An 11,650-nucleotide genomic window follows, 5' to 3' on the forward strand; every position below is an offset into this window, starting at 1 on the left:
CTCCGCCGGAGGCGCACGTACGCCTGGTTGACATGCACTCAGCATCCGCGCTCTACTCAGGCTTCGTGCCACTTGGCAACGTTGTCAGATCATCAGGTCCGACGTCGCTGCCGAGCGTGGAAGCCACCTGTCCCTGGCACACCCATGCGCGAAGCACGGAACGCGGAGGCAACCGATGACCACCCGGCGGCACCCGGACACACCCCGTCTCAGCAGCAGACTCCGTCAACGCCTGACCGCAGTGGCCCTGGTGGCCGTCGCGGTCATCCCCTTCCAGACCCTCGGCAGTGCCGTGGCGGGTGCCGCATCCGGCCCGCAGCTCGTCACGGACCCCGCAGCCCTGGTCAACCCACTGATCGGCACCTCGGGCGCCGTGGACACCTTCCCCGGCCCCGACATGCCCAACGGCATGATCCAGTGGGGCCCGGACACCACGCCCTCCCGCACCGACGGCGGCGGCTACGAGTACAACAGCACCAAGATCTCCGGCTACAGCCTCACCCACATATCGGGCCCCGGCTGCCCCGTCGCCGGCGACATCCCGATCCTGCCGCTCACCGGCGCACTGTCGGGCAACCTCTCCACCACCACTGCCACGTTCAGCCACGCCAACGAGCAGACCGGGATCGGCTACTACGGCCTGACCGACGCCGCCGGCGTCAAGACCGAACTGACCGACACCACCCGGGCGGGCCTGGGGAAGTTCACCTTCCCGGCCGGTGCGCAGGCCAACCTGCTGCTCAAGCTGAGCGGCGGGGCCACCCAGGTGGACGGCACCCGGGCGAAGGTGGTCAGTGACACCGAGGTGAGCGGCGCCGTCGACAGCGGCCACTTCTGCGGCGCGGACAACCGCTACACCCTGCACTTCGACATCAAGTTCAACCAGCCGTTCACCCAGAGCGGCACCTGGGTCGGCAGCACCATCAACCCCGACGCGAAGTCGCTGAGCCTCGGTCAGCCGCAGCAGACGCCGGCCGCGCCGCAGACCACCCCGCGCAAGCAGCAGCACTTCACCCTCCCGGCCACCCCGTCGCCGAAGATCCACCCGACCGGGGGCGCCAAGGCCGTGGGCACCCGGCCTCCGACCGACAAGGCTCCCTCGCCCACCGCGACGGCCTCCTCCGCCCCGGTCACCGGCGCCAACGGCATGTACCTCACCTTCGACACCTCCGCGTCGACCACGGTGACGGCGGCCGTCGGCATCTCGTACACCAGCGACGACAACGCCGCCTCGAACCTCTCCACCGAGGTCAAGGGGTGGGACTTCGACGCCGTGCGGCAGGCCAACCACGACGCCTGGAACGCCGTCCTGAACCGGGTGCAGGTCGGCGGCGGCAGCAACGACCAGCAGGTGCAGTTCTACACCGCCCTCTACCACTCGCTGCTGCACCCCAATGTGTACTCCGACGACAACGGCCAGTACATGGGCATGGACGACCAGGTCCACAAGCTCAGCAAGGGCCAGAAGGCGCAGTACGCCAACTACTCGGGCTGGGACACCTACCGCTCCCAGACCCAGTTGATCGCCATGGTCGAGCCGAAGGTGACCGGCGACATCGTCACCTCCATGCTCAACGGCTACGACCAGACCGGCCTGCTGCCCAAGTGGGCCTCCAACAACGGCGAGAGCTATGTGATGGTCGGCGACCCGGGCGCCTCGATCATCGCCGACGCGTACGCCTTCGGAGTACGCAACTTCGACACCGCGCACGCCCTGGACGCGATGGTCCACGAGGCCACCGCGCCCAACCAGGACCGTCCCGGCGAGTCGGTGCGCGACGCCAAGGGCTACCTGCCGCTGGACGAGACCGACTACGGCTGCTGCAACTTCTACGGTCCGGTCTCCACCCAACTCGAGTACGACAGCGCGGACTACGCCCTGGCGTCCTACGCCAAGGCGCTGGGCGACACGACGGACTACCAGAAGTTCGCCACCCGCGCCCAGGACTGGATGAACGTCTTCAACCCGCAGACCGGCTACATCCAGGGCAAGGACCTGGACGGCCAGTTCGCCGGCAGCTTCACCCCCGGGACGTCCAACGGCTTCGTCGAAGGCACCTCCGCCCAGTACACGCCCATGGTGCCGTTCGACCTCCAGCAGCTGATCACCGCCCGCGGCGGGGACGCGGCGTACTCGTCCTACCTGGACAGCCTGCTGGGCAACATCACCGACCCCGGCGGCACCAACGCGGACCTCAGCAACGAGCCCAGCCTGGAGATCCCCTGGGAGTACGACTACCTCGGCCAGCCCTGGAAGACCCAGGCCGCCGTACGCCAGGCCCAGCAGAAGCTCTACTTCAACGCCCCGGTCGGCTCGTTCGGCAACGACGACCTGGGGGCGATGAGCTCCTGGTACGTCTGGTCCTCGCTGGGGATGTACCCGGAGACGCCGGGAACCGACACCCTGGTCCTGGGCAGCCCGACCTTCCCCGTCGCCAACGTGACCTTCGGCAACGGCAAGCAGGCCGCGATCAGCGCCCCGCAGGCAGCACCCGACGCCCCCTACGTCCAGGCCCTGGACGTGAAGGGCAAGGAGTGGAACAGCCCGTGGCTGACGTTCAGTCAGTTCGAGAAGGCGGGCACGCTCGACTACAGCCTCAACACCGTGCCGAACACCACCTGGGCCGCCTCGGGCACCGCGGTCCCGCCCTCCGACACCACCGGCGGCAGCCGGATGCTCGCGGCCACCGGCCCCAGCAGCGACGGGCTGATCGTCGCACCGGGCGGATCGGCCGACGCCACCCTGCGGCTGACCAACCTCAGCACCCAACCGGTCACCGCCGACTGGACCGCCACCGCCCCCTCCGGCGTCACACTCACCACCCTCACCGGTTCACTGACCGTGCCGGCCTCGGGCAGCGCCGAGGCGAAGATTCCGGTGACCGCCGGAGGCACCGAAGGTGCCTACGCGGTGACCTTCGCGGTCACCGACCACAGCAGCGGTGCCTCGATCGCCGCCGCCACGCTGCGGGTGTCGGTGGCCCAACCGGGCGAACTGTGGCCGTACGAGTCCAACGAGGGGATCTACCCCGACGGCACACACTTCTCCGGCGGCTTCGACGACGAAGGATGGGCCTACTCACAGAGCGCGCTGACCACGGCCGGAGTCGGCAGCGGCACGAAGGTCAGCGCGGACGGCATCACCTACACCTGGCCGACGGTCGCCAGCGGCCGACCGGACAACCTGGAAGTCGCCGGACAGACGATCCCGCAACCCGACGGCACCACCGGCGCCTACCTCGGCCTGCTCGGCGCCGCGACCGACGCACCTCTCGACGGAACCGGCGTCCCCGGCCGACTCACCGTCACCTACACCGACGGCACCACCACGACGGCGACGGTGACCTTCTCCGACTGGACGCTCAACGGCGCCTCCACGAAGCCGGTGGCAGGCGACACCACCGCCATCACCACCACCTACCGCAACACCGCCGACGGCACCAAGGACACCGTGCAGGCCTACGTCTTCTCGGTGAAGGTACCGCTGGACAGCACCAAGGCAGTGGCATCCGTGACACTCCCGGTGACCGGGGCGTCCGGAACGGTGCACCTGTTCGCCATCGCCTTCGGCGGATAGCCCCGGCACTGCGCTGCAGAACCGATCCACCCGCGCCACACAACCGGGAGTGCCTCCCACCGCAGAACAACGACGGGAGGCACTCCCGGTGCGCACCATCTGAAGGCTCACCAACCACAGCCAGATCACGAAGCGATAGGAGCAGCGACGGAAGAGTGTTAGAAAGCCCTGGTGAACGATCGTCCCGAGCAGCCCTCAACCGTACGCGTGTTCGTTGCACTCGCCCCGCCCGACGACGCGAAGGACGAGTTGGCCAATGCCCTGCGGCCCGCCTACGAGCAGTACCCCGGTCTGCGGTGGAACCGGATCGAGGACTGGCACATCACCCTGGCGTTCCTCGGCGAGCTCCCGGTGACGGCCGTTCCGACCCTGCGACCGGTGCTTGCCCGACTGGCCGCATCTCGCCCACCCCTGACCTTGGGCCTGAACGGCGGCGGCCACTTCGACGAGCGCCTGCTGTGGAGCGGGATCCAGGGTGAACTCGAAGGCCTCCACCACCTCGCCGACGACGTCCGCAAGCTGGTGCGGACCTGCGGCATCACCTTTCCGGAGCGCCCGCTGCGCCCCCACCTGACGCTGGCCCGGGCCCGCCGGAGCGAGCAGGCCACCATCCCGCCAGCAGCCGCGAGCCTCGCCCACTTCACCGGCCACCCCTGGCAGACCGAGCGCCTCCACCTGGTGGGAAGCAACATCGGCCGCGGCCCGGGAGCCATCCGCTACCGCGACATCGACGCCTGGCACTTCGCCGGCGACAGCTGATGGGTAGCCAACAGAACGGGCAGCCGGCCCGGGCACGGACCTCAGCCGAGATGCGGACGCGCGTACGTACGTGTCCGCAGGCCGGGTGAGTACCCGGCCCGCTCGACGAGCGGGTCAGGGCTTGTTGACCGCCGAGGCCCAGTCGAAGTCCACGCCCATGTCGTGGTACATCTTCGAGTACCCGACGAAGCAGTTGAACATCTGGACCTTGCCGTTCTTCAGGTACCAGAAGTCGGCGGTCGGCGCGTCGACCTGCTGGCCCTTGCCCTTGACGACGCCGCCTGTCGGCGATACGAGTTGCCCGTCGAACGTGCCCTGGATCGACAGCTCGATGCTGATCTCGTCGCCGTTCACGGTGATGCGCTTCAGGTCACGGTGAACGTTGGAGAAGAGGCCCTTCATGTAGGGCAGAACGTTGCCGAGCGCCTTCCCCCGGTAGGCCTGGCCGGCGACCATGTCGTTGAAGACGCCGTCCTTGGTGAAGCTGTTGACGAACGTCGCGACGTCCAGGTGGCTGCCCTCCGCGACGTAGTAGTCGCGCAGGACCACCGCGAGGTTGGCCTTCTCGTGCGCGGTCAGGTGGCGGTCGGTGAGCGGCAGTTCCGCCAGTTGGCGTGCGGTCAGGGTCGGGGCGGCCGCGTTGCTGCGGACCGCCGCCCTGCTGTCGGCGGAGCTTGCGGCCTGTGACGGCACCGCGGCGATGGAAAGTGCACCCAGAACAGCTACCGCGGTCGCGGCGGTGATCGACTTCCGGCTGAGCAGCTTCATGTCGTGTTCCTCCAGGTTGGTACTCAGGGTTCGAGATCCGTCGCGACGGCGTCTGCCGCGCTCTTGGTAATTCAAATGCTCGCTTGACTTTATGGACGGCCAGCGCGGAATGTCAAGCCACTGTTTGAATTCCGTGGCCGCACGGCCGCCGAGGCACGCCTACGGACCGGACCTATGCCGTCGCGAGCGCTACCATCCGCCCCCCGACCTGCGAGGCGGCCGTTGACGATGCACTCAAACATCTGATTGAATACATCGTATGATGCGCGTGGAGAAGGCAGACCTGCGCCGGGAGGCCGGCCAGCGCACACGGGACGGCCTCCAGACGGCCGCCCTGGAGCTGATCGCGCAACGGGGCCAGGAGGGCGTGACACTCCGCGAGATCACTGATCGCGCCGGAGCCAACGTCGCCGCCGTGAGCTACCACTTCGGGTCGCTCAAGAAGCTGTGCGACGCGGCGATCGAGCACGCGCTGGAGCGCTATCTGGACGACAAGATCCGGGAACTCGACTCCCTCTCCCCCACCGCCACACTCCATGAGGTGGCGGTGGCGTTCGCCCGACCGATGATGCGTGCGCTGTCGGCCGGAGGCCAGGACCTGGCCGTGATGCGGACGGTGGCGCGCGTCGGAATCGATCCGCCCCAGGGGTGGGATCGACTGGACGACAAGTTCGACCGGAGCCGCCGTGGAGCCGTCCGGGTGCTGGCACCCAACCTTCCCGGAGTCGACGAGGAAGAACTGATCTTCCGTACCCGGTGCGCAGCCGGCCTGCTGAACTGGCTAGCGCTGGCGCCCATCGGCACCGAACTCGCCGCGCTGTCCGCCGAGCAGATCGAACGGCAGCTGGTCCCTGTGGTGGCTGGAGCATTCCGCGGGGACACCCCCACCGGCCACTGACCCGACCAAGGCCACGGCCACGGCCACGTGAGGTCACTGCGATCGGAGCTCAGCGCACCAGCCAGGTCAGCAGTGTCGTCACCACGAACAGCGCGCTCGCCGCAGACCAGACCGCACGGCGTGTCAGTCGCGAGGACCCAGTCGGCGTCCCGGTCGGCGTCCAGTCGCCTGCTCCCGGTGCCAGCAGCGCGTCCGCGAACGCCTTCGCGGACGATGGTCGGTCCTGGGGAGCCACCGCCATCGCAGCGCGAAGGAGTGCGTCGATGCCGTTCGGAACCGCCAGCGCCGCGGGAATCGCCGGCGGCGCTGACGTGGACGGTTGGCCCGTCATCAGCGTGGTGTGCCCGCCCGAGCCGAACGGCTTCTGCCCGGTCAGGAGTTCGAAGGTCACGACGCCGAGCGCGTACACATCCGCCCGGGCGTCGAACCCACCGGTCTGGAAGACCTGCTCGGGCGCCATGTACGCAGGCGTACCCGTGGTCACCGTCAGCCCCGACGCGTCGGCGAGCTGCTTCGCGCTACCCAGGTCCGCCACGAGTACCGCAGGAGGCGTGCGGTCGGAGTCGAGCAGCAGGTTCGACGGCTTGACGTCCCGGTGGATCACCCCCGCACCGTGCAGCACCTCCACGGCGTACCCGGCCTCTGCGGCCAGCAGGAGCGCCTCCGCGGGCGGGCAGTGACCGATCCTCTCGGCCAGCGTGCCGCCCCGTACGTAGTCCATGACGAAGTAGGGCCGGTCGTCCTGGACGCCGACATCGTGCACCCGCACCACACGGGGGCTGGAGATCCTGCGGAGCAGCCTCGCCTCCGCCAGGAACCGCTCCCGGACATCGGCGTTCGACGCCCAGTTGTCGGCCAGCACCTTGACCGCGACGTCCGTGTCCAGCTCGGGGTCGTACGCCTTCCACACGGTGGCGAAGGCGCCGGCGCCGAGCCGGTCCGCCAGGAGGTAACGGCCTAGCCTCTGCATGTGGCAGCATTCTGCCCGAGGCGCGGGGGCCGGGCGACCCGCGTGCAGCGGGGTCGGATGCGGGTCGGACCGGAACGGGGGAGAACGGGGTGCTCGAAGAGGTCGAGCTGACACGGCTCGTGGCTTCCGCCCGGACAGGTGACCCGGTGTCCTTGGACCACCTCCTGGCCAAGCTGCGGCCACTGGTCATGCGGCGCTGCTCCCGGTTCCTGCCGCATCACGCCGACGCCGAGGAAGCCGCCCAGGACGCCCTGCTGTCCATCAGCACCCACCTGCACGAGTACAGCGGACGAGGCTCGTTCCTGGGGTGGGTGACCGTGATCGCCTCGAACTCCGCCCGGTCCACCTACCGATCGATGTGCCGACGCGCGGAGGACAGCCATGCTGTCCTTCCCGAGAACACGGACCCGCGAACGACCAGTGTCATCGCCGGAACCCGCCTTGACCTGATGGAGGCGCTGTCCGCGCTGGAGAAGCAGCATCCGGCTCTGGTCGAATCCTTCGTGCTTCGCGATCTCGGAGACCTGACGTATGTCCAGGTGGCTGAGATTCTCGACGCTCCCCTGGGCACCGTCAAGGACCGCATCCACCAGGCCCGCCGCTTCATGCGGGACCGCCTCGTCAGCGGCCTCTGATCCAGCCGTGTCCGGACCCGGAGGTACTGCAGTGCGAGCGCGCAGCGCCACCGCCGTTCTGGCGGCGGCCGTCGGACTCGGCCTGGTGACCGGCCGGTTCGTCCTACCGGCTCACTCCCCCGCCCCGTCGGCGCCGTCCACCGCGCCGTCCACGTCCCTGCCCGGCGCCGGCTCCGCACTGCCCAAGGCCGCCACCGGACCTCTGACGGAACAGAACCTGCTGGCGGCCGCCGAGTTCGAGGCCGTCGGCATCTCCCAGCACATCTACGTCCGGGACCGCGTCGGTGACGGCACCTACGCCAACGCGGCCTGCGCCGGGGAGAAGACCCTCGGCGAGACCCTGGGAGGACCGGGCGCACACTTCCGCGGACTGGTGACGACCACGCAGACGGACCCCACCGACCCCACGTTGGCGGTGGGCAGCGGCGGGCAGGTCGCACGGGAGGTCGCCGCTGACGCCCTGAGCCAGGCACTGGCCCAGAACTACACCGAGCGGCTGCTGCTGGAGGAAGTGCCGTGCCAGGACGAACCGGCCGGCCACTGGGTCTACGGACCGACCCGCACCCTCGACGTCGCCCCGGGGATCGCCGCGAGCTGGATGGGCACCTACCAGGGGGCCCTGAACACCGCCGGGGCCGCACCGAAGGACAAGGAGCCGTGCGGCGGCATCGCCGTACTCAGAAGCGGCACCCACTACGCCTTCCTGCAGGTCAACGCCTGCCTGGACACCGCCGCGATGACGCGGATCGTCCGTGCCGCCGTGGTCCGACTCTGAGGCCACGGCGACCGCGGAAAAACTCCACCCAACTTTTCCGGCACCGCCGGCATCTCCCCAGATGTACGAGGACGCAGAGCGCGTCCTGACCAACAGGGGGACCAGATGTTCGGCAACCAAGCAGCCACCAAGCACTCGCGCCGCAGCCTCATCGCCGGATCGGCGGCCCTGGCCGGGGCCGCCGCGATCACGTTCGGCATCGGCCTGCAGCCCGCCACCGCCAGCACGGACACCGACTCCGCCGGCCACGCGGCCGTCACCCGGACAGCAGCCTTGGCCGAGCCCGGCCTCGGCTCGTCCAACCTCATCCAGAGCGAGGACTTCTTCCAGCAGGGACTGTCCGCGGCCGGCGCGACGGTGGAGCTGGCCGGGACCCAGGGCCTCTCGGCGTGCTCCGGCGAGGAGACGATGCGGGTCCTGACCAAGGGGAAGGCCGCCGGCTACGCCGACGTGGCCTGGACCTTCGACACCGCCGGCAGCCTGCTGAACGAGTCCGTCGCCGACCTCTCCAGCGACAAGTCGGCGGCCTCGTACGAGAAGCAGCTCAACGACCTGGTACGCAGCTGCCAGCACGAACCGGCCGGCCACTGGCACTACGGTCCGGGCCATGCGCTCACGCTCGCGGGCGGCCAGGCGCACTGGTACCCGTCCGTCAACGGCGACGGCGTCGTCTCCGGTGGCGTCGCGGTGATCCGCAGCGGCCAGCGGATCGGCATCGTCGAACTCGTCGGCGCACCCAGCAACGACCCCGGCTACATGAAGGGCATCGCCGCCATCGCAATCAACCGCCTGGCGTTCTGACCCTCAGCGTCGGCGGTGGTTGAGTATCCCGACAAGAGTGGCAAAGTCGGCGGCGCCCGCCGGATCATCCGCGTAGCGGGTGGTCTGGAGGGGGCCGACCTCGGAAAGGACGATGTCCTCCCGGGCCAGGACGTGGACCAAGGCCAACAGGGCGGCACGGGCGTTGCCGTCGGCGAAGGGGTGGAAGAACGCCACGTCGAGGTACACCCGGGCCGCGCGGGCCGCCAGCGGGATGTCCGGGTCGGTCGCCTCGTCCAGGCAGGATGCGAAGTCGGCCCGGGTACCCGGGGTGAGGGCATAGCGCTCGCGGCCAGCCTTCGCATAGGCGTCGCTCGCGCGGAACGGTGCCTCGGTGGCGCCGAGGACCTCACGCTGCCAGCTCGCCAGCAGGGCGAAGGTCAGCGGGGCTCGGCGTGCGGCATCGGCCCGGGCCAGGGCGTGGCCAGCGAGCAGACGCTCGGCACGAACGGGGTCGCGCCGGTGCACCGGCCCTTCGCACCAAGCCCGGAACCCGTCGCTCGACGGCGCAACCCGCCGTAGGACGGGTGCGTGTTGCCAGTCGGCCTCACGGCGCACGCCCAGCCAGACCGAAAGGCTGTCAGTAGCGGTCATGAAGATCCTCCAGTGCCGCTCTGTCGCGGTGGTCCTGGTAGGGAGCGTGGCCGGTGAGGCCGACAGCGAGGTCCTCACCGACGGAGTCGATCAGTGTCCTTTCAGGAGTGACCCAGCTCTTGAACCGGCCGCCGATCGCGCCCTCCACTGCGCGCTCCGCTTCGGCTTGGTCCATGCCAGTGGCGGCGAGGAACCAGCCCAGAATTATCGAGGCCTGCCCCTGCCAACCACCCTCCGCTCCCGAGTCCAGCGCGTATGTCACCAGTCGGACGCAGGCCCGCTCCAGATACCAGCTGCGGTCCTCGGGGGATGCGTCCGGCGGCGGCGCCAGTTCGGCAAATCGCTGAGCCGTCCGTTTCAACCACTCCCGCCACTCCAACAGAGCGGCTACCACGCGTGCCGCGGTCTCATCAGGGGTCGTCACCGAGCTTGGACCACCACCCCAGCTGCCGATGGGCCCGCCGTCGTAGTAGCGCCAGCTCCATCCCCAGGCCCAGCTGCCGTAGCGCTCTCGGATGATCGCGTCCACCTGACTGGCACACCAACGCTCGCCCTGCCACCAGCCGGCCATACCGGAGAGCACATGCGGCACCCACTCGCGGACCAGCGAGCGGAGGTGGGCGTCCTCGTCCTGGTCCCAGGCAAACGGGTGGCGGGCCGGATCGAGTTCATCCCAGTTCCGAATGCCTGAGGCGGTGATGCGGGGCACACGGTTCCCCGGAAAGGGCAAGGTGTCACGGTTGTACGTCAGCGCTGGTCACTCTTTCCGTCCTAGGTGATCGACCCACCAGTCTCGGCTCGAAGTCCCCGCACCGCGAACGGTTTTCCGAACGGCCCCGCGCCCCCGCCGGGGTGGCTGCCTCGAGTCCCTGCCCGGGACACACCGCGTCATCGTGGGCGGGCTGTTGGTGCGCATCGGCTTCACCGCCAAGCACGGCGCTGAGCCCAGGCTGGCGCATGCGCAGCACGCGCGCACGGAACGTGCGCAGGATGCGCCGTCGTGCAGGGTGCGGGGTGCCGCTGAGCGGTTTTCCTCCCGCGTGTCGACCTCCGCGAAGGAACCAACGAGCCCGCTGGTGAAAGTCCAAGGCTGGGCGAGTGCGGACCCGTTCTCGTACTCCAGACCCCTCACCTTGGAGTTGAACATGTTCAAAACCTGGTCCATGATGGCGCCATGACCGAGGGGGAGCGGCTGCGCCGCGCAAGAATCTGGATTGTGGTGTTCATGGTCGGCCTGGTACTCGCCGGGCTTACGGCCTTTCCGCTGGTGACCGAGTCGCGCTGGCTGGTGTGGTGGGCAACGGACCGCGGGTCGCCACTGGCCGGCGCAGCCGCACATCTGCCGTCGGCCGTCGTCTGGATCCAGCAGGTGCACCAGGGCCTCGTGGAGACCTCGGCCAAGTATCCGTTCCTGGCCTACGGGACCGACTGGCTGGCCTTCGCCCATCTGACCATCGCCGTCGCCTTCCTCGGACCGCTGCGTGATCCGATCCGCAACATCTGGGTGCTGGACTTTGGGCTGATCGCCTGCGTCGGCATCGTCCCGCTCGCACTGGTCTGCGGGCCACTGCGCGGCCTGCCACTCTGGTGGCTGCCGATCGACATCTCCTTCGGGCTCTTCGGCGCAATCCCTCTGTGGCTCGCCCGCCGCCACATCAAAGCCGTCGAGTACGGACGCACGGACAGCACTCCCAACGCCCAGGTGACAGCACCCGCCTAGATGATCTATTCCAAGGGGCTCAGTGGTCATACGCAATCAGAGCGCGCATGACTGGCTGGTCGGTGTGGTCGTTGTGCCAGATGGCGGCGGTCAGGGCGAGGATGCGTTGCAGAACGCGGACGGCCACGCCGCCAG

At 69.1% G+C, this 11,650-nt stretch carries 11 protein-coding genes and 1 pseudogene; 7 read left to right on the top strand and 5 right to left on the bottom strand.

Annotated elements, in window-relative coordinates; all coding sequences use genetic code 11:
* Window positions 1-175 precede the first annotated feature (175 nt).
* Both IF29_RS0120915 and thpR read left to right on the top strand, forming a co-directional pair.
* Window positions 176-3,577, top strand: coding sequence for a GH92 family glycosyl hydrolase (locus IF29_RS0120915; RefSeq protein WP_030257137.1), 3,402 nt, complete (start codon window positions 176-178; stop codon window positions 3,575-3,577).
* A gap of 171 nt (window positions 3,578-3,748) precedes the next feature.
* Window positions 3,749-4,336: an RNA 2',3'-cyclic phosphodiesterase gene (gene thpR, locus IF29_RS0120920; RefSeq protein ID WP_232242267.1), complete on the top strand. Its 588-nt coding sequence runs from the start codon at window positions 3,749-3,751 to the stop codon at window positions 4,334-4,336.
* Between the two features lie 114 nt (window positions 4,337-4,450).
* On the opposite strand, the gene IF29_RS0120925 is transcribed toward thpR, so the two are convergent.
* Window positions 4,451-5,104 carry a nuclear transport factor 2 family protein gene (locus IF29_RS0120925; RefSeq protein WP_030257143.1) on the bottom strand — a complete coding sequence of 218 codons (654 nt, stop codon included), beginning with the start codon at window positions 5,102-5,104 and terminating at the stop codon, window positions 4,451-4,453.
* Between the two features lie 262 nt (window positions 5,105-5,366).
* Between IF29_RS0120925 and IF29_RS0120930 the strand changes: the two genes are divergently transcribed.
* A complete protein-coding gene (locus IF29_RS0120930) occupies window positions 5,367-6,002 on the top strand; it encodes a TetR/AcrR family transcriptional regulator (protein ID WP_232242303.1) in 636 nt (211 codons plus the stop codon).
* A 49-nt stretch (window positions 6,003-6,051) separates the two neighbouring features.
* Here the strand turns inward: IF29_RS0120930 and IF29_RS0120935 are convergent, their stop codons facing one another.
* Window positions 6,052-6,972 carry a serine/threonine-protein kinase gene (locus IF29_RS0120935; protein WP_030257149.1) on the bottom strand — a complete coding sequence of 307 codons (921 nt, stop codon included), beginning with the start codon at window positions 6,970-6,972 and terminating at the stop codon, window positions 6,052-6,054.
* A gap of 89 nt (window positions 6,973-7,061) precedes the next feature.
* Here IF29_RS0120935 and IF29_RS0120940 point away from each other — a divergent pair, with 89 nt between their 5' ends.
* The 3 genes from IF29_RS0120940 (at window position 7,062) to IF29_RS0120950 (ending at window position 9,183) form a co-directional block, all read left to right on the top strand.
* Window positions 7,062-7,607, top strand: coding sequence for an RNA polymerase sigma factor (locus tag IF29_RS0120940; RefSeq protein WP_030257151.1), 546 nt, complete (start codon window positions 7,062-7,064; stop codon window positions 7,605-7,607).
* A gap of 31 nt (window positions 7,608-7,638) precedes the next feature.
* On the top strand, window positions 7,639-8,382 hold the full coding sequence (locus IF29_RS0120945; protein WP_030257154.1) for a hypothetical protein: 744 nt from the start codon (window positions 7,639-7,641) through the stop codon (window positions 8,380-8,382).
* 105 nt (window positions 8,383-8,487) lie between these two features.
* Window positions 8,488-9,183: a hypothetical protein gene (locus tag IF29_RS0120950; RefSeq protein WP_030257155.1), complete on the top strand. Its 696-nt coding sequence runs from the start codon at window positions 8,488-8,490 to the stop codon at window positions 9,181-9,183.
* A 3-nt stretch (window positions 9,184-9,186) separates the two neighbouring features.
* On the opposite strand, the gene IF29_RS45130 is transcribed toward IF29_RS0120950, so the two are convergent.
* Window positions 9,187-9,795, bottom strand: a complete 609-nt coding sequence (locus IF29_RS45130; RefSeq protein ID WP_084714684.1) for a Fic family protein — start codon at window positions 9,793-9,795, stop codon at window positions 9,187-9,189.
* Window positions 9,782-10,504, bottom strand: a complete 723-nt coding sequence (locus tag IF29_RS0120960; RefSeq protein WP_030257159.1) for a hypothetical protein — start codon at window positions 10,502-10,504, stop codon at window positions 9,782-9,784. Before IF29_RS0120960 ends, IF29_RS45130 begins: the two co-directional genes overlap by 14 nt.
* Before the next feature lie 465 nt (window positions 10,505-10,969).
* On the opposite strand from IF29_RS0120960, the gene IF29_RS0120970 reads away from it, so the two are divergent.
* Entirely contained in the window at window positions 10,970-11,515 is a 546-nt protein-coding gene (locus IF29_RS0120970; protein ID WP_030257165.1) for a membrane protein, read from the top strand.
* Window positions 11,516-11,534: 19 nt separating this feature from the next.
* Here the strand turns inward: IF29_RS0120970 and IF29_RS47805 are convergent.
* Window positions 11,535-11,650 (bottom strand): annotated as a pseudogene (locus tag IF29_RS47805) (IS982 family transposase); the annotation flags it as partial.

Origin of the sequence: Streptacidiphilus jeojiense (assembly GCF_000719095.1) — a bacterium.
In the GTDB taxonomy this organism is placed as follows: Bacteria; Actinomycetota; Actinomycetes; order Streptomycetales; family Streptomycetaceae; genus Streptacidiphilus; species Streptacidiphilus jeojiensis.

What these genes read in the sequence shown, in the direction of transcription:
- IF29_RS0120915 (WP_030257137.1), top strand. Translation starts at nt 176, where the DNA reads ATGACCACCCGGCGGCACCCGGACACACCCCGTCTCAGCAGCAGACTC.
- IF29_RS0120925 (WP_030257143.1), bottom strand. Translation starts at nt 5,104, where the DNA reads ATGAAGCTGCTCAGCCGGAAGTCGATCACCGCCGCGACCGCGGTAGCT.
- IF29_RS0120930 (WP_232242303.1), top strand. Translation starts at nt 5,367, where the DNA reads ATGCGCGTGGAGAAGGCAGACCTGCGCCGGGAGGCCGGCCAGCGCACA.
- IF29_RS0120935 (WP_030257149.1), bottom strand. Translation starts at nt 6,972, where the DNA reads ATGCAGAGGCTAGGCCGTTACCTCCTGGCGGACCGGCTCGGCGCCGGC.
- IF29_RS0120950 (WP_030257155.1), top strand. Translation starts at nt 8,488, where the DNA reads ATGTTCGGCAACCAAGCAGCCACCAAGCACTCGCGCCGCAGCCTCATC.
- IF29_RS45130 (WP_084714684.1), bottom strand. Translation starts at nt 9,795, where the DNA reads ATGACCGCTACTGACAGCCTTTCGGTCTGGCTGGGCGTGCGCCGTGAG.
- IF29_RS0120970 (WP_030257165.1), top strand. Translation starts at nt 10,970, where the DNA reads ATGACCGAGGGGGAGCGGCTGCGCCGCGCAAGAATCTGGATTGTGGTG.